Annotated in this window: 14 protein-coding genes; 13 read left to right on the top strand and 1 reads right to left on the bottom strand. The window is 71.9% G+C overall.

The window, feature by feature from the left end; genetic code table 11:
- Window positions 1-7: 7 nt before the first annotated feature.
- Window positions 8-928, bottom strand: a complete 921-nt coding sequence (locus ABD714_RS14565) for an AAA family ATPase (RefSeq protein WP_344813578.1) — start codon at window positions 926-928, stop codon at window positions 8-10.
- Window positions 929-1,354: 426 nt separating this feature from the next.
- On the opposite strand from ABD714_RS14565, the gene mraZ reads away from it, so the two are divergent.
- The 13 genes from mraZ to ftsZ all read left to right on the top strand — a co-directional run bounded on the left by mraZ (window position 1,355) and on the right by ftsZ (window position 17,721).
- A complete protein-coding gene (gene mraZ / locus ABD714_RS14560) occupies window positions 1,355-1,783 on the top strand; it encodes a division/cell wall cluster transcriptional repressor MraZ (RefSeq protein WP_344813576.1) in 429 nt (142 codons plus the stop codon).
- A gap of 310 nt (window positions 1,784-2,093) precedes the next feature.
- Window positions 2,094-3,089, top strand: coding sequence for a 16S rRNA (cytosine(1402)-N(4))-methyltransferase RsmH (gene rsmH / locus ABD714_RS14555; RefSeq protein WP_344813103.1), 996 nt, complete (start codon window positions 2,094-2,096; stop codon window positions 3,087-3,089).
- The gene (gene ftsL / locus ABD714_RS14550; RefSeq protein ID WP_344813102.1) at window positions 3,086-3,796 is read left to right on the top strand and encodes a cell division protein FtsL; all 711 of its coding nucleotides are present in this window, start codon (window positions 3,086-3,088) and stop codon (window positions 3,794-3,796) included. Before rsmH ends, ftsL begins: the two co-directional genes overlap by 4 nt.
- Window positions 3,796-5,781, top strand: a complete 1,986-nt coding sequence (locus ABD714_RS14545) for a peptidoglycan D,D-transpeptidase FtsI family protein (protein WP_344813101.1) — start codon at window positions 3,796-3,798, stop codon at window positions 5,779-5,781. The genes ftsL and ABD714_RS14545 overlap by 1 nt, the downstream gene beginning before the upstream one ends.
- Window positions 5,782-5,838: 57 nt before the next feature.
- Window positions 5,839-7,473 carry a UDP-N-acetylmuramoyl-L-alanyl-D-glutamate--2,6-diaminopimelate ligase gene (locus ABD714_RS14540; protein ID WP_344813100.1) on the top strand — a complete coding sequence of 545 codons (1,635 nt, stop codon included), beginning with the start codon at window positions 5,839-5,841 and terminating at the stop codon, window positions 7,471-7,473.
- Window positions 7,470-8,942, top strand: a complete 1,473-nt coding sequence (locus ABD714_RS14535) for a UDP-N-acetylmuramoyl-tripeptide--D-alanyl-D-alanine ligase (protein WP_344813099.1) — start codon at window positions 7,470-7,472, stop codon at window positions 8,940-8,942. Before ABD714_RS14540 ends, ABD714_RS14535 begins: the two co-directional genes overlap by 4 nt.
- 2 nt (window positions 8,943-8,944) lie before the next feature.
- Window positions 8,945-10,030 (top strand): phospho-N-acetylmuramoyl-pentapeptide-transferase, encoded by a 1,086-nt coding sequence (mraY, locus tag ABD714_RS14530; protein WP_344813098.1) that lies wholly within the window; start codon window positions 8,945-8,947, stop codon window positions 10,028-10,030.
- A 10-nt stretch (window positions 10,031-10,040) separates the two neighbouring features.
- The gene (gene murD / locus ABD714_RS14525) at window positions 10,041-11,480 is read left to right on the top strand and encodes a UDP-N-acetylmuramoyl-L-alanine--D-glutamate ligase (RefSeq protein ID WP_344813097.1); all 1,440 of its coding nucleotides are present in this window, start codon (window positions 10,041-10,043) and stop codon (window positions 11,478-11,480) included.
- Between the two features lie 11 nt (window positions 11,481-11,491).
- A complete protein-coding gene (gene ftsW / locus ABD714_RS14520; RefSeq protein ID WP_344813096.1) occupies window positions 11,492-12,808 on the top strand; it encodes a putative lipid II flippase FtsW in 1,317 nt (438 codons plus the stop codon).
- Complete coding sequence (locus ABD714_RS14515; protein WP_344813095.1) at window positions 12,805-13,953, top strand: UDP-N-acetylglucosamine--N-acetylmuramyl-(pentapeptide) pyrophosphoryl-undecaprenol N-acetylglucosamine transferase; 1,149 nt, start codon at window positions 12,805-12,807, stop codon at window positions 13,951-13,953. The genes ftsW and ABD714_RS14515 overlap by 4 nt, the downstream gene beginning before the upstream one ends.
- Window positions 13,953-15,371, top strand: a complete 1,419-nt coding sequence (murC, locus tag ABD714_RS14510) for a UDP-N-acetylmuramate--L-alanine ligase (protein ID WP_344813094.1) — start codon at window positions 13,953-13,955, stop codon at window positions 15,369-15,371. Before ABD714_RS14515 ends, murC begins: the two co-directional genes overlap by 1 nt.
- Before the next feature lie 28 nt (window positions 15,372-15,399).
- Entirely contained in the window at window positions 15,400-16,128 is a 729-nt protein-coding gene (locus tag ABD714_RS14505) for a cell division protein FtsQ/DivIB (protein WP_344813093.1), read from the top strand.
- Between the two features lie 411 nt (window positions 16,129-16,539).
- On the top strand, window positions 16,540-17,721 hold the full coding sequence (gene ftsZ / locus ABD714_RS14500) for a cell division protein FtsZ (RefSeq protein WP_344813092.1): 1,182 nt from the start codon (window positions 16,540-16,542) through the stop codon (window positions 17,719-17,721).
- The last annotated feature ends 178 nt before the right edge of the window (window positions 17,722-17,899 follow it).

Genomic DNA, 17,899 nt, shown 5'->3' with positions numbered 1-17,899 from the left:
CCGTGCTTCAGCGGTGGTCGGGCAGGTGCACCGAGGCGACCAGGTGGGACACCACCTCGTCGACGGTCCGACGGGCGAGCTGGGCGTCGGTGGACGGCAGCACCCGGTGCGCGAGCACCGCGGTGGCCAGTCCGGCGACGTCGTCGGGGCTCACGTAGTCGCGCCCGGCCAGGGCCGCTGCCGCCCGGCTGACCCTGAGCAGCTGCAACGTCGCGCGGGGGGAGGCGCCGAGCCGCAGCTCGCGGGAGGTGCGGGTCGCGTTGACCACCTGGACGAGGTAGTGCTTGACCGCCGGGCTCACGTAGACACCCTTGACCGCGTCGATGAGCCCCTTGACCGTCGCCCCGTCGGTGACCGGGGTGAGGTCGCCGAGCGGGTCGGACGTGCCGTGCGAGTCCAGCATGGCCAGCTCGGCGTTCGGGGTGGGGTAGCCGATGGCGATCCGGGCGGTGAAGCGGTCGCGCTGCGCCTCGGGGAGGGGGTAGGTCCCCTCCATCTCGATCGGGTTCTGGGTGGCGACCACCATGAACGGCCGTTCGAGCAGGTACGTCGTCCCGTCCACGCTGACCTGGCGCTCCTCCATCGACTCCAGCAGTGCGGACTGGGTCTTCGGTGAGGCGCGGTTGATCTCGTCCCCGACCACGATGTTGGCGAAGATGCCGCCCGGCTTGAACTCGAAGTCGCGGGTCTCCTGGTTGTACACGGAGACCCCGGTGATGTCGGAGGGCAGCAGGTCGGGAGTGAACTGCAGCCGGCGTACGGAGCAGTCGATGGAGCGGCCGAGAGCCTTGGCCAGCATCGTCTTCCCGACCCCGGGCACGTCCTCGACGAGGAGGTGGCCCTCCGCCAGGAGCACCGTCAGGGCCAGGTCGACGGCGGCGCGCTTGCCCTCGATCACGGACTCGATGGCGGTCCGCACCCGACCCATGACCTCGACGACGTCGCCCAGTGACAACTGGTCCGTCGCGCTGCGCTGGTAACTGAGTGTCACTCGGCCTCCCGCCCCTCGGCGCCCGGTGAACGCCGGACAGGTCATCTCGCACCTTACGTGCTGCTGCCCGGCAACCGTAGGGAGTCGAAGCAAGTGCTCGGCCATGCAGACAGCGGACCGCCCGCGTGGAGTGTGCGGTGCGGGCCAGGCGCGGAAACCGCCAGTGGTCGGGAAACGCACGCCGGGGGCCGGGTGCAGGGGGCGCAAGCCGTCAGTGGTCGGGAAACGCGCAGCTCCACGGGTGTGGGAGCGAGCGAAGGGGTCTGAGGGGGTCGAACCGGTGTCAAGTGGAGTGAAGTGGAGTACAGTGGCGCGAAGTGGAGGGAATAGGGCGGTAGGTGGAGCGAGGAGGTGCGGAACGGCATGTTCCTCGGCACCCACACACCGCGCCTGGACGAGAAGGGACGGCTGATCTTGCCCGCGAAGTTCCGTGACGAGCTGGCCCCCGGCCTGGTCATCACGCGAGGGCAGGACCGGTGCCTGGCGATCTGGCCGATGGAGGCCTTCATCGCCCAGACCAGTGATCTGCGAGCGGCGTCCTCCAGCAGTAAGCAGGTCCGGGACTACCAGCGGATGCTCGCCTCGGGGGCGTCCGACGAGGTGCCCGACAAGCAGGGGCGGATCACCATCCCGCCGCACCTGCGGGCGTACGCCGGACTCGACAAGGAGTGCGTCGTGGTCGGAGCGATGAACCGGGTGGAGGTCTGGGACGCGACGTCCTGGAGCGCTTACTCCACCCAGCAGGAGTCGGAGTTCGCCGACATGAACGACGAGGGTTTCCCGGGGCTGTGAGCCCGGACCGGGAGACGAGGCACGAGCAGGGCTGAGCAGCAGGACGCACGAACAGCAGGAAGCACGAACAGCAGGAAGCACGAACAGCAGGAAGCACGAACAGCAGGAAGCACGAACAGCAGGAAGCACGAACAGCAGGAAGCACGGAGAACGGCGCGTACGACGAGGCTTCAACCCGCAGGTCCTAGTGCCCTGGCACACCTTCCCCGGTGCCAGGTCACGATCCGCGGGTCTCGGGTTGAAACCTGGCCGTACGGGCCGTTCGTCATCGGCAGGGCACGAGCACGGCGCAGGACGACGAAGGGTCGAGATGGCAACCCCACCCATCCCACCGCGGCACGACCCGGTGATGCTGGACGAGATCGTGGCCGTGCTGGCCCCGGTGCTCGTGGAGCGTGATCCCGCAGACCCGCCTGTCCTGGTCGACTGCACCCTCGGTCTCGGCGGTCACGCCGAAGCGCTGCTCCGGGCCTGCCCCGACGCCCACCTGATCGGTCTCGACCGGGACCCGGCCGCCTTGGCGCTCGCGGCCGAGCGGCTCGCCCCGTACGCGGACCGGACGACGTTCGTCGAGGCGGTCTACGACGAGCTCGCCGAGGTGCTGGCCCGCCTCGGCCACCCCCGGGTACAGGGGGTGCTGCTCGATCTCGGACTGTCCTCCTTGCAGATCGACGACACCAGCCGCGGCTTCGCGTACGCGGTCGACGCCCCCCTCGACATGCGGATGGACGGCCAGCAGGAGCTGACCGCGGCCGAGGTGCTCAACACCTACAGCGCCCGCGAGCTGACCCGGATCCTGCGCACCTACGGGGAGGAGCGGTTCGCCGACCGGATCGCCCGCCGGATCGTCGCCGTCCGCACCGACCAGCCCTTCGACACCTCTGCCCGTCTGGTGGAGGTCCTCGACCGGTCCATCCCCGCCGCCGTGCGCAAGACCGGTGGGCACCCGGCCAAGCGGACCTTCCAGGCGCTCCGGATAGAGGTGAACGGCGAGCTCGACGCGCTGGAGTCGGTGCTGCCGCAGGCCGTCGCTGCCCTCGCCCTCGGCGGACGGATCGCCGTGCTCGCCTACCACTCGCTCGAGGACCGCCTGGTCAAGCAGGTGCTCGCCGCCGGCGCCCGGGAGACCGCGCCGCCGGGGCTGCCGGTGGTGCCGGAGGAGTACCAGCCGCGGCTGAAGCTGCTGACCCGCGGCGCGGCCAAGCCGACCGAGGCCGAGATCGCCGCCAACCGCCGGGCCGCCTCGGCCCGGTTCCGCGCCGCCGAACGGATCCGCGAGCCGCAGGGACGGAGGACCGTCGCGTGAGCGCCCTGTGGGCACCGCTCCAGGCGCCGGCCGACGACCGGTCCGACCGGGCCCCGAACGGCCGGCTCGGGCGGGGACTGCGATCGGTCCCGCCGCTGCCGGCCCGGATGGCCCGGATCCCGTTCATCACCGTGCTGATCGCCATCTTCGGGGTCGGCATGGTCGGTCTGCTGGTGGTCAACACCTCGCTGCAGAACCAGGCGTTCGAGTCCCGGGCCCTGAACCGGCAGGCCGTCCAGCTGGTCTACGCGGAGGCCGAGCTGCAGTCCCAGCTCAACCAGGCCCGGTCGCCCGATCAGGTGGCGGCCAAGGCCTCGGCGCTCGGGATGCGGGCGAACCCGTACCCGGCGTTCCTGGTCGTGCCCTCGGGCAAGGTGATCGGCGAGCAGCACCGGATCACCGGCGACGAGATGAAGGGGCTGATCGTCAAGACCCCCGCCCAGCTCGCCGCCGAGAAGGCGGAGCGGGAGGCCAAGGCGCGGGCCAAGGCGGCCGCCGCTGCGGCGAAGAAGAAGGCCGAGGCGGCAGCGGCGCAGAAGGCAGCCGCGGAGAAGGCGGCTGCCGACGCAGCGAAGAAGACGCAGGCCGAGGCCACTGCCCGCCAGCAGGCGGCCGCCGCGGCCGCCCAGCAGAAGGCCGCTCAGGCCGCGCAGCAGAAGGCCGCCGAGGCCGCGAAGAAGAAGTCCCGGCAGGGTGGGGGTAACTGATGGCCGAGCGGCGACCACACCCGGCGGCGGGCCGGCAGCTGCGGAGCGGCGCGACCAAGACCAGCACCACCGGTCGGGTCCGGGCGCGGGCGACCGAGCCACGGGCCGCTGGCGCGCGGGGCGACAGCCAGCCGCGTCCGAACCGGGCGACGACGCCGCGCACCCACGGCCGGCACGGTGACGCCGGTCGGACCCTCCGCGACGGCAGCGCCTCGCGTCCGGCCCCGCGCCGGCGGGGTCGCAAGAAGGTGCTGCGGGTCCCGCTGGCCAACGGCGGGCGTCGGCTGCACGTCGTGTTGATCATGCTCGCCATGGGGCTGTCCCTGTGTGCCGGACGGCTGCTGCAGCTGCAGGGGTTCGACTCCTCGGCGTACGCGGCGGAGTCGGCCGCGGCACTGACCCAGAAGCTGCCCCTGCTGCCGTCCCGGGGCGACATCACCGACCGCAACGGCACCGTGCTGGCCGCCACCGAGCCGGCCGTGGCCGTCACCGCCGATCCGGGTCTGACCAGCAAGCGCCCCGGCGAGTTCGCCGACGTGATCGCGCCCTACCTGGGGATGACGGTGAACGAGCTGAACCCGTTGCTGACCAAGCCGAACACCCGCTTCGTGTACCTGAAGAAGAAGGTGCCGGCGATGACGTACAGCCGGATGGCGGCGGCGCTGGCCGAACGCAACCTGTACGGCATCTTCCGCGAGAACGACCCGATCCGGACCTACCCGACCGGCACCCTGGCCGGCTCGATCGTCGGCTTCGTCAATCCCGACGGGGTCGGGGTGGAGGGGCTGGAGTACAAGCTGAACAAGCAGCTGGCCGGTGTCGAGGGCCAGGAGGAGTACGAGAGCGCCCCCAACGGCAGCAAGATCCCGTTGGGCACGAGCAAGATCACGCCGGCCCAGAACGGCTACGACTACCAGCTGACCCTGGACTCGGAGCTGCAGTGGGTGGCGCAGCGACGGGTCGCGCAGGCGGTCAAGGCCAACAAGGCCGACTTCGGGTTCGCGATCACCATGAACATCAAGACCGGTGAGGTCCTGGCGATGGCGCAGGCACCGAGCTACGACGCGACGAAGCCGTTGAAGGACCAGAAGTACCGCAACCTGCAGGCGCTCACCGCGCCGTACGAACCGGGCAGCGTGCAGAAGGTCCTGACCGCCGCCGCCCTGATCGACTCCGGCACGGTCAACGAGTCGACCCGGCTGGAGATCCCGAACCGGTTGCCGTCGGGCCCGTACGAGATCAAGGACCACTTCGAGCACGACGACGACTACAAGCTGAACATGCGCGGGGTGATCGCGAAGTCCTCCAACATCGGCACCGTGATGCTGTCTCGTCAGATGGCGACCGCGGACCTGCACGCCTACCTGCAGAGCTTCGGCCTGGGCGCCCGGACCGGGATCGAGCTGCCGGGGGAGGACATCGGCATCCTGCCCGGGGCGCAGATGCAGGGACTGACCCGCGACCGGGTCGCCTTCGGTCAGGGGCTCACGGTCACCGGCATCCAGGAGATCTCGGCCATCGCCGGCCTGGTCAACGGGGGCGTCTACAACCCGCCGACGATCATCAAGGGCGCCACCGACAGCAACGGCAAGCCGGTCGCGCTGCCGGTCAAGGACCCCCGTCGGATCGTGTCGAGCGACACCTCGACCCACGTCCGCGACCTGATGCGGGCCGTCGTGGACAACTCGGGCAAGACCGCCGCCCTGCGCCTCGACGGCTACACCAGCGGGGGCAAGACCGGCACCGCCCAGCGCGGCACGAGCAAGGGGTACAAGGGCTACATCACGTCCTACATCGGCTACGCGCCGCTGAACGACCCGCAGATCATGACGTACGTGGTGGTCAACAACCCCAAGGGCGCCGACCCCACCGGCACCCAGGTGGCGGCCCCGGTCTACCGCGACATCATGCAGTTCGCTCTGCCGCGCTACTCGGTGGAGCCGACCAAGACGTCGGTGCTGAAGCCGAAGAAGATCTCCTGGTGACCGGCGTCGTGAGCGGCTGTCGGGACGACTCCGCCGTGGACTCGGTACCGTCGGACCGTGGTCGGAGCTGACGGCAGCGGTGAGCCGCCGAGCCTGCGCCCCACCGGGCTGAGCGGGGTCGGCTGGTCCGACGTGTGCGACGTCCTGCAGCTGTCGACGGGTCCGGTGGCGCGGGCCACCGTCGCCGACCTCCGGGTGAGCGGCCTGACCGCGGACTCCCGGCTGGTCCACCCCGGGGACCTCTACGTCGCCGCGCCCGGCGCCACCGTGCACGGCGCGGACTTCACGGCGGAGGCGATAGACCGCGGTGCCGTCGCGGTGCTGACCGACCCCGCCGGCGTGGACCGGGCGCTGGCGGGGTCGGGGTCGGCTCCGGTGGCCGTCGTCGACCGACCGCGGGCGCTGATCCCGGCGCTGGCGGATCGGATCTACGACCACCCGAGCCGACGGCTGCGGCTGTTCGGGATCACCGGGACCAACGGCAAGACGACCACGGCCTACCTGCTGCAGGCGGCTCTGCGGGCCGCCGGGCTGCGGGTCGGGTTGATCGGCACCATCGGCTTCCAGGTCGACGACCGACCGCTGGCGGCACGCCGGACCACCGTGACCACGCCCGAGGCTGCCGAGCTGCACGCCCTGCTGGCGGTGATGCTGGAACAGGGGGCCGACGCGGTCGTGATGGAGGTGTCCTCCCACGCCCTTGCCCTGGGCCGGGTCGACGGGTTGCGCTTCGCGGTGGCCGCCTTCACCAACTTCGGCAGCGACCACCTCGACTTCCACGGTGACGTCGGCTCCTACTTCGCGGCCAAGGCGTCCCTGTTCACCGCCGAACGGGCCGACGGCGCCGTGATCAGCATCGACGACGCCCGCGGTCCGGAGCTCGTCGACCGGTCCCGCCGGGAGGGTCTGGACCCGGTGCGTTCGGTCAGCCTGGACGGTGCCGCCGACTACACCGTGCGGCTGCGCGAGGACGCCGCCGGAGGGCGGACGACCGTGACGGCCGGCACGCCGACGGCAGACGTACGCTTCGCGCTCGGTCTGCCGGGGGAGTTCAACGTCCGCAACGCCCTGACCGCGCTGGCCATGGCCGACCTGGTCGGCGTGGACCTCGAGCGCGCGGCGGCCGGGCTGGCCGACGCCGTGGTCCCGGGGCGGATGCAGCGGGTGGACTTGGGTGACGGCGCTCCCACCGTGTTCGTCGACTTCGCCCACACACCCCAGGCGGTCAGCGCCGTGCTGGCCGGGTTGGGTGGTCGGCGACGGATCGTGGTGCTCGGCTGCGGGGGGGACCGCGACCCCGAGAAGCGGGGTCCGATGGGGGCCGCGGCGGCCGAGGCGGCCGAGCTCGTCGTGGTCACCGACGACAACCCGCGCAGCGAGGACCCGGTGGCGATCCGCGCGCAGGTGCTGGCCGGCGCCCGGGCCGAGGCGGGGCGGACCGATCACGCCGTGCAGGTGGTCGACGGCGGCCCGCGGCGGGACGCGATCGCCACCGCCCTGGCCGCTGCCGGGCCCGGCGACGTGGTGGCCGTGCTCGGCAAGGGCCACGAGCGGGGCCAGGAGGTGGCCGGTCGGGTGCTGCCGTTCGCCGACGAGGACGCCATCCGTGAGGTCTGGACCGCACTCCACCCGTCCGCGGTGTCTGACCGGACGGCCACCGCGTCTGACAGCTCCGAACGGGTGCACCGATGATCCCGGTGACGGTCCGCGAGGTGGCCGAGCTGCTCGGCGCCGACGTCGTACGGGCGGTTGAGGCGCCCGACGCCCTCGACCGTACGGTCGCCGGCCTGGCTGTCGACTCCCGGCAGGTCGGTGACGGGACGTTGTTCCTGGCCCTTCCCGGCGAGCACGTGGACGGCCACGACTACGTGACCGCGGCTCTCGGACGGGGGGCCGCGGCGGCGCTGACCGCACGTCCGGTCGCCGGGGCTCCCGGTCCGTGCCTCGTGGTCGCGGACCCGCTGGTGGCCGCCGGTCGGCTGGCCCGTGACCAGGTCGACCGGGGCGCGGCCGCCGGGCTCCGGGTGGCGGCGATCACCGGTTCGGCGGGCAAGACCTCGACCAAGGACCTGCTGGCCCAGGTGCTCGAGCTGGACGGTCCGACCGTCGCGCCGGTCGGCAACCTGAACAACGAGCTCGGGCTGCCGCTCACCGTCGCCCGGATCACGCCGGACACCCGCTACCTGGTGGCCGAGATGGGTGCTCGCGGGGTGGGCCACGTGGCCTACCTGTGCACGATCGCGCCACCGCAGGTGGCCACCGTCCTGAACGTCGGCTCTGCGCACGTGGGCGAGTTCGGCAGCCAGCAGCTGATCGCTGTGGCCAAGGGGGAGATCGTCGAGGCGCTGCCGGCCGAGGGCACCGCGGTGCTGACCACCGACGACCCCCTGGTCTGGGCGATGCGGGAGCGGACGGCTGCGCGGCTGCTGGCCACCAGCGTGCGGGCCGAGCCGGCCGGATCCGATGCCGTCTGGGCGGGCGACGTGGTGGCCGACGCCTTCGGGTGCTGTGCGTTCACCCTGCACGAGAAGCGCGACGGTGTGGCCGCGGCGCCGGTGCGGGTGCAGCTCGGCGTCTCCGGTCGTCACCAGGTGGCGAACGCGGTGGCCGCCGCCGCCCTGGCCCGGGCGCTCGGGGTGCCGGCGGACACGGTGGTCCGCGGACTGGCCGGGGCCCGCCCTCGCTCCCGGTGGCGGATGGAGCTCGGCCGCCGGGCCGACGGGACCCTGGTCGTCAACGACGCGTACAACGCCAACCCGGAGTCGATGCGTGCGGCCCTGGACACCGTCGCCGGGATGCTCGCCGACCGACCCGGCGCCGTGGGGTGGGCGGTGCTCGGGGACATGCTCGAGCTGGGGGGCACCGCCGACGCGGAGCACCGGAGCCTGGGGGTATACGCGGCCGACCACGGGCTGTCCCGGGTGATCGCGCTGGGGGAGTTCGCCGAGGCGGTCGTGGCCGGCGCCGAGCACGCCGGGACGGCCGTCCGGGCCGAGGTGGCCGGCGACCGCGACGACGCCGTACGGCGGGTGCTGGCCGGGGTCGCGCCCGGTGACGTGATTCTGGTCAAGGCGTCCCGTGGCTTAGCCTTGGACACCGTGGCAGCCGCCCTGGTGGCCGCCGATCCGGTGGGTCCCGACGACGAACAGGGTGAGGGCTAAGCGTGAAGACGATCGTTTTCGCGGGCGGCCTGGCTCTCATCGGCACCCTGCTCGGCACCCGTCTCGCCATCCGGTTCCTGGTCCAGAAGGGCTACGGGCAGCTGATCCGCGACGACGGGCCCACGTCGCACCACGTCAAGCGCGGGACCCCGACGATGGGTGGTCTGGTGATCATCGCCGCCGTCCTGGTCGCCTACTTCGGCAGCCACCTGCTGACCTGGACGGGGCCGTCGGCGTCGGCCCTGCTGATCCTGTTCCTGTTCACCGGGCTGGGTGCTGTCGGCTTCCTCGACGACTGGCTGAAGATCCGCAACCAGCGTTCGCTCGGGCTGCGGAGCAAGGCCAAGATCGCCGGCCAGTCGCTGGTGGCCATCGTCTTCGCGCTGCTGTCACTGCAGTTCCCCGACGAGCGCGGCATCACCCCCGCCTCGCAGTACATCTCCTTCCTGCGCGACATCGACTTCCTCAAGCTGCCGGTGTTCCTGGTGGTCATCTGGGTGATCCTGCTGATCGCCGCCGCCAGCAACGGGGTGAACCTGACCGACGGGCTGGACGGTCTGGCCACCGGGGCGAGCACGATGATCTTCGGGGCGTTCACCCTGGTGAACATCTGGCAGTACAACCAGTCCTGCGCCTACACCGCGTCGGCCGGACCGAAGTGCTACGAGGTCCGGGACCCGTACGACCTGGCGGTGGTGGCGATCGCGCTCGCCGGTGCGTGCTTCGGTTTCCTGTGGTGGAACGCGGAGCCGGCCAAGATCTTCATGGGCGACACCGGTTCGCTGTCCCTGGGCGGAGCCCTGGCCGGGCTGGCCATCTTCACCCGCACCGAGCTGCTGCTGATCATCCTCGGCGGTCTGCTGGTGATCGAGGTGATGTCGGTGATCCTGCAGACCAGCTACTTCAAGGCGACGCGGCGGATGACCGGCACGCCCCGACGGCTGTTCAAGATGACACCGATCCACCACCACTTCGAGCTGCTGGGCTGGGCCCAGGTGACCATCGTGATGCGGTTCTGGATCATCTGCGGGCTGTTCGTCTCGGCCGCGCTGGGCATCTTCTACGCCGAGTGGGTCGCAGGAACGTGAGGACGCAGTCGTGACGAGCCTGCCGTGGCTGGCCACGGCCGACGGAGCCTCACCCTGGCCGCAGGCCACCGTGCTGGTGACCGGGCTGGGTGTCTCCGGTTTCGCCGCCGCCGACGGGCTGCTGGAGTTCGGTGCCCGGGTCGTGGTGGTGGAGGACACCGCCAGCGAGGTCAACGCCGACAAGGCCGAGCTGCTGCGCACGCTCGGGGCCGACGTCCGGCTGGGTCCCGGGTCGAGCGCGCTGCGACCCGACGACATCGACCTGGTGGTCACCACCGGTTGGAGCCCCCGCCACCCGCTGCTGGCCGCCGCGGCGGCGGCCGGGATCGGCATCTGGAGCGAGCCGGAGCTGGCCTGGCGTCTCGGCCGCCCGAAGCGGCCGGTGCCGTGGCTCGGCATCACCGGGACCAACGGCAAGACCACCACCACCCAGATGCTGGAGTCGATGCTGCTGGCCGCCGGTCTGCGGACCGCCGCCGTCGGCAACATCGGCCGACCGGTGATGGAGACGGTGCTCGACCCCGAGCCGTACGACGTGCTGGCCGTGGAGCTGTCCAGCCACCAGCTGCACTGGTCGCACTCGCTGTCGCTGCACTCCGCGGTGGTGCTGAACCTGCAGCCCGACCACCTCGAGTGGCACGGGGGAGCGGCGGGCTACCGGGACGCCAAGGCGCGCATCTACGAGCGCGTCCAGATCGCCTGCGTCTACAACGACGCGGACCCGGCCACCGAGCGGATGGTGGAGGACGCCGACGTGATCGAAGGGGCCCGGGCCATCGGCTTCACCCTCGGCATCCCGGGCCTGTCCATGCTGGGGGTGGTCGACGACCTGCTGGTCGACCGGGCGTTCATCGAGCAGCGCCGCGACTCGGCGCTGGAGCTGGCCTCGGTCGCCGACGTCAACCCGGCCGCGCCGCACAACGTGGCCAACGCGCTGGCCGCGGCGGCCCTGGCCCGCGCCTTCGGGGTCCGCGCCGGCGCGGTCCGCGACGGTCTGCGGGGGGTCCGGGTGGCGGCGCACAAGATCGAGACGGTGCTGGTCCGCGACGAGATCACGTTCGTCGACGACTCCAAGGCCACCAACCCACACGCCGCCGACGCCGCCCTGCGCGCCTTCGCCTCGGTGGTCTGGATCGCCGGCGGGCAGGCGAAGGGCACCACGTTCGACGACCTCGTGGTCGCGCACCGCGACCGGCTGCGCGGGGCTGTGCTGCTCGGCGTGGACCGGGCCGTGGTCGCCGACGCGCTGCGCCGACACGCGCCAGATGTCCCGGTGATCACGATCGAGGACACCGAAGATGGAGCGATGGCGCAAGCCGTAGCGGCCGCCGTCTCCCTGGCCCGTCCGGGGGACACGGTGCTGCTGGCTCCGGGATGCGCCAGCTTGGACATGTACCGCGACTACGCCGCCCGAGGGGACGCCTTCGCCGCGGCCGTACGCACTGGGTGAGGAGTGACCGCGTGGCGACTGTGACGCCGGGACGCACCGGACGGACCGCCGCGAAGAGCTCCCGCTCCAGCACGACGGCGGGGTCCCGCCCGACGAAGACCGACATCGCGCCGACCCCCACCCGGAGCCTGCGGCTGTGGCTGCAGGCGGTGCTGGACCGACCGCTGACCAGCTACCACCTGGTGCTCGGTTCGGCCTCGATCCTGGTGGCCCTCGGGCTGATGATGGTGCTGTCCGCCTCCAGCGTCAGCGCGTTCATGATCTACGACGACGCCTACTTCTACGTGAAGCGGCAGGCGATGTTCCTGGTCATGGGGGTCGTCGGGGCTATCGCGCTGGTCCGGATGCCGCACCACGTGCTCCGCGTGCTGGGCTGGTTCGGCGTGGCCCTGGCCACCCTGCTGCTGATCTTGACCTACACCGCCCTGGGCTTCGAGAGCGGTGGCAACCGGAACTGGATCGACCTCGGGTTCACCTCCATCCAGCCGTCCGAGTTCGCCAAGCTGGCCATGATCATCTGGGGCGCCGACGTGCTGGCCCGCAAGGACAAGCTGCTCGACCAGCCCCGGCACCTGCTCATCCCGTACCTGCCCGTCTGCGGCATCTTGATCCTGCTGGTGGTCTTCCAGGGCGACGCGGGCACGGCGGTCGTGATGGGGTCGATCATGGTCGGCGTCCTGTTCGTCGTCGGCACCCCGATGCGGGTGCTGGCGACCCTGGGGTTCTGCGCCGTCGGGGGCGTGGTCGCGCTCTTCGTCACCAGCCCCGTCCGGATGCGGCGGCTGGCGGCCTTCCTGGACCCGACCGCCGACCTGAACGGGGCCAACGACCAGGCCAACGCCGGCATGTGGGCCATCGCCTCCGGCGGCTGGTGGGGACAGGGCCTCGGCGGCAGCCGGCAGAAGTGGGGCGGTCTGCCCGTCGCCCACTCCGACTTCATCTTCGCCGTCATCGGGGAGGAGCTCGGTCTGTTCGGCAGCCTGATCGTGCTCGCCCTGTTCCTCGTGCTGGGCTACGCCGGGCTGCGGATCGCGTCCCGCAGCGACGACGCGTTCCGCCGGTACGCCGCCGCCGGGGTGACGATCTGGTTCATGGTGCAGGCCCTCATCAACCTGGCCGTGGTGCTGCGGCTGCTGCCCATCGCCGGTGTCCCGCTGCCGCTGGTCTCCTACGGCGGCTCGGCCCTGATCGCCAACCTGCTGGCGCTGGGCGTGCTGCTCTCCTGCGCCCGACACGAACCGGACGCGCGCACGCTGCTGGCGTCCCGTACCCGCTCGACCAAGCCCCGGGTCAGTGCCGTGGTCGGCTCCCGACGGAAGTCGGCATGAGTCCTGCGCGCCCCGCTGCTGAGGTCAGCGTCGTGCTGGCGGGCGGCGGCTCGGCCGGGCACACCTCGCCGCTGATCGCGACGGCGCACCAGATCGCCCGACTGGCTCCCGACGCGGTGGTGACGGCGGTGGGCACGGCCCGCGGTCTGGAGACCTCGGTGGTGCCGGCCGCCGGGCTGACCCTCGAGCTGATCCCGCCGGTGCCGCTGCCGCGCAAGCCGGGTCGGGACCTGCTGCTGGTGCCGGCGCGGATGCGGGGTGCCGTGTCCGAGGCGGGGCGGCTGCTCGACCGGCTCCACGCCGACGTCGTGCTCGGTTTCGGCGGGTACGTGTCCACCCCCGTCTACCTGGCGGCCCGGCGCCGCCGGGTGCCCATCGTCATCCACGAGCAGAACGCCCTGCCCGGTCTGGCCAACCGGCTGGCGGCCCGCTTCAGCGACCACGTGTTCACCGCGTTCCCCGACACGCCCCTGCCTGGCGCCACCTGCATCGGGCTGCCCCTGCGCAGCGACATCACCGAGCTCGACCGGGGGGCCGGGCGGGCCGCGGCCCGCGCGTCGTTCGGGTTGCCTCCGGACGGGCAGGTGCTGCTGGTCAGCGGGGGGTCGCAGGGGGCCGTGAGCCTCAACCGGGCCGTCCTGGGGGCGCGAGCGGCCCTGCTGGCCGCCGGGATCTCGGTGCTGCACGCGGTCGGACCGCGGAACCTGACCGACGACCTGGTCACGGCGGCCGACGAGGCCACCGGAGCCGTCTACCGACCCCTCGCCTACATCGAGGCGATGGACGTGGCGTACGCGGCGAGCGACCTGATGCTGGGCCGCTGCGGGGCCAGCACCGTGCTGGAGACCGCGGCGGTCGGACTGCCGGCGGTGTTCGTGCCCTACCCGCACGGCAACGGCGAGCAGGCCCGCAACGCCGCCGGCGTGGTCTCGTCCGGCGGCGGGATGCTGCTGGCCGACGCCGACTGCACCCCGGCGTGGGTCACCGACCAGGTCCCGAGCCTGATCCGTCCCGACGTGCTCCGGGGAATGTCGGCGGCCCTGGCCGGTGTTGGCCACAGGGACGCGGCGACCGTGCTGGCGCGCGAGACGCTGCGGGTGGCGGGCTGGGCCGGCGCCGACGACGCGGAAGGACGAACGAGCTGATGGGGTTGTTGACACCGGTCGAGCTGGTCGAGGTGAGCGAGCTGGGGGCTGTCCACTTCATCGCCATCGGTGGCTCGGGCATGAACGGGGTGGCCTCCGCCCTGGTCCAGCTCGGCGTCGAGGTGAGCGGCAGCGACCGGCAGGACTCGAAGTACCTCCAGGCGCTGGCGGCGCAGGGCGCCCGGGTGCACATCGGCCACGACGCCACCCAGCTCGGCGACGCCCGCACGGTGGTCGCCTCGTCGGCCATCCGGGAGGACAACCCCGAGCTGGCCGAGGCGCGCCGGCGGGGACTGCGGGTGCTGCACCGCAGCGCCGCGCTCGGCTCGATCATGCTCGGCCGACGCGGGGTCGCGGTCGCCGGCACCCACGGCAAGACCACCACCACCGCGATGGTGTCGCACCTGCTCACCCGCGTCGGGGCCGACCCGTCGTACGTGATCGGCGGCGCCCTGACCGGGGCGAGCACGGGTGGGCACATCGGCGGCGGTGACGCCTTCGTGGTCGAGGCCGACGAGTCCGACGGCTCCTTCCTGCAGTACCCGGCCGAGATCGCCGTGGTCACCAACGTCGACCCCGACCACCTGTCCAACTGGGGGAGCGCGGAGAACTACGCCGACGGCTTCCTCCGCTTCGCCACCGCCCCGTCGTTGCGTCTGCTGGTGGTCAGTGCCGACGACCCCGGCGCTGTCGCGCTGACCGAGCGGGTGCGCACCGCGGGCGGCACCGGACCGACGATCATCACGTACGGCGGGAGCCCCACCGCCGACGTCCGGATCACCGACGCCACCTTCGCCGGGACCGGATCCACCTTCACCCTCGACGGCGCGCCGGTCCGGCTGGACGTGCCGGGGGCCTACAACGTCTGGAACGCGGCGGCGGCGTACGCGGTGGCCCGCCACCTCGGGGTCGACCCTGCCGCGGCGCGGGCCGCGCTGGAGACCTACGGCGGGACCTACCGACGCTTCCAGCTGGTCGGCACCGTCGACGACATCCGGGTCTACGACGACTACGCCCACCACCCGACCGAGGTGGCGAACACGCTGCGGGCCGCCCGGACCGGTGTCGCCGACAGCGGCGGTCGGGTCGTGGTCTGCTACCAGCCGCACCTCTACACCCGGACCCGGGACTTCTGGCGGGAGCTGGCGGCCGCCCTCGAGATCGCCGACCAGGCGGTCGTGATGGACGTCTGCGGCGACCGGGAGGACCCGATCCCCGGCATCGACGGCGCGCTGGTGGCCGAGGCGGTCGCCCCCGGCACCGCCGAGGTCACCTACGAGCCGGACTGGGATGCCGCTGCGCCCGCCGTGGCCCGGATCGCCCGTCCGGGCGACCTGGTCATCACCGTGGGCTGCGGCGACGTGACGAAGGTGGCGCCGCTGATCGTGGACGCCCTCCGGCACGAGCGGGGTGCCTGATGGCCCGACACCGCCGGGTGCGTCTCTCATGAGCGCCGCCACCCAGACCCGACCGCCGTCCGTGGCCGACGGCAAGCGGCAGAAGCGACCCCGGGGCCGCCGGGTCTGGCCGCTCGTCCTCGTCGGCGTGCTGGTCCTCGCGCTGATCGGCGGTCTGGTCTGGCTGGTGGGCTTCTCGTCGGTGCTGGCCGCCCACCAGGTCCAGGTCAGCGGGCTGAAGACGCTCACCCGGGCGGAGGTGACCGTCAAGGCCGGCGTGCCGCTCGGGGTACCGCTCGCCCGGCAGGACCTGTCCGCGGTCGCCGGTCGGATCGCGACCTTCCCGCAGGCCGAGAACGTGGTGGTGGAGCGCTCGTGGCCGAACACCGTGTCCATCACCGTGACCGAGCGGACCCCCGTGTTCGCCGTCCGCTACGCCAACCTGTACGTCCTGGTGGACAAGCACGGCATCCCGTACCTGACCGTCAGCAAGCGGCCGTCCGACCTGCCGCTCGCCGCCGCCAGCCAGGACGACCGCGCCAGTCTGACCGAGATCGCCGTGGTGTCCCGCGAGCTGACCAAGAAGCTGCGCGACCAGGTCGTCACGATCCGCGCCGACTCCCCGTACGCGCTGGTGCTGGTGCTCGACTCGGGCGTGGAGATCGCCTGGGGCACGTCCGACCAGTCCGCGCTCAAGGGCCAGGTGGCCCTGGCGCTGCTGAAGCAGGACCCCAAGTCGATCGACGTCTCCGCCCCGCACAACCCGGCTGTGAGATGACGCGTTCGATGACGCCGCTCGCTGACGCCCGCGCCGGGTCCCGGCTCCGTCGTCGTCGTCGAGCAACGAAGAGCGTGTTGCTCTGCTCCTCCTCCGTTCGCCGGGGCGCGGTCGTCGGCCGCTCACGACGTCGGCTGACGCCGCTCGCTGACGTGATCTCCACCAGTTCGTGACCTTGTGAGACGCCTACATAACGATTGAGCCTCAAGGTCAACTTCAGGGTCAGCAATAAGGCCGTTTTCGGGACCCACTGGCGTGTCCGAGGGCCTCGTGTGGACAGTGGTTGAGCCCCCTGACTAGCGTGGCCGACGCGGCGTCATCACCTCTGTTTCCTTCCCCCGTAGACCTGAGGTCCCGACTTTCGCGCGCACGAAAGCGTCCACAGCTACAGCAACCAGAGGCAGGAACCACGTGGTCTCGGCATCACAGAACTACTTGGCCATCATCAAGGTCGTCGGCGTCGGCGGAGGCGGGGTCAACGCCGTCAACCGGATGATCGAAGCCGGCCTCCGTGGGGTCGAGTTCATCGCGGTCAACACCGACGCCCAGGCGCTCCTGATGAGCGACGCCGACGTCAAGCTCGACATCGGTCGCGAGCTCACCCGCGGTCTCGGTGCCGGCGCGGACCCGGACAAGGGCCGGCAGGCCGCCGAGGACCACGCCCAGGACATCGAGGACGCCCTCAAGGGCGCCGACATGGTGTTCGTCACCGCCGGCGAGGGTGGCGGCACCGGCACCGGTGGTGCTCCGGTCGTGGCCAGGATCGCCCGAGCGCTGGGTGCCCTGACCATCGGTGTGGTGACCCGCCCGTTCTCCTTCGAGGGCAAGCGCCGGTCCAGCCAGGCGGACCAGGGGATCAGCAACCTCCGCGAGGAGGTCGACACCCTGATCACCATCCCGAACGACAAGCTCCTCCAGATGGTCGATCACCAGATCGCCATCCTGGATGCGTTCAAGCAGGCCGACCAGGTGCTGATGCAGGGTGTGCAGGGCATCACCGACTTGATCACCACCCCGGGTCTGATCAACCTCGACTTCGCCGACGTCAAGGCGGTCATGTCCAACGCCGGTTCGGCGCTGATGGGCATCGGCTCCGCCCGGGGCGAGGACCGGGCCCGCGCGGCGGCCGAGATGGCCGTCTCGTCGCCGCTGCTGGAGGCCAGCATCGACGGCGCCCACGGTGTGCTGCTGTCGATCGCCGGTGGCTCCGACCTCGGTCTGTTCGAGGTCTCCGCGGCGGCCGACCTGATCCAGAACGCGGCCAGCGAGGACGCCAACATCATCTTCGGCACCGTGATCGACGACGCCCTGGGCGACGAGGTCCGGGTGACGGTGATCGCCGCCGGCTTCGATGGTGGCCAGCCACCGCGCCGGCAGCCCGGCATCAGCCGGGCCAGCGACCTGCGGAGCTCCCGGCCGGCCCCCGCGTCCAGCTACGCACCCACCCCCGAGCCCGAGCGGCCCGCTCCGAGCCCGGCGCCGACCGGGTCGAGCCCGCAGGCCGCACCGCGTCCGTCCACGCCTGCGAGCTCGTGGCCGCCGGCTCCGGCCGCCGACGACGACGACCTCGACGTCCCGGACTTCCTCAAGTAGTCAGCACCGGACGCGCCGGTACGGGACTCGTTCTCGTGCCAGCGCGTTCGTGCTCCCAGCGCTCGAACCCCACCCCGGCCGTTGCCGGCCGCGGTCGATCCGACCGCGTGTCGTCACCGGACGATCCCCGGACGACCGGTTCCGGACGGTAAGGTCGAGCGCGAACCTGGACCTGCAC

It is taken from the genome of Microlunatus aurantiacus (assembly GCF_039536605.1).
GTDB classification, from domain to species: Bacteria; Actinomycetota; Actinomycetes; order Propionibacteriales; family Propionibacteriaceae; genus Microlunatus; species Microlunatus aurantiacus.
This window is presented reverse-complemented; position numbering and strand designations above follow the sequence as displayed.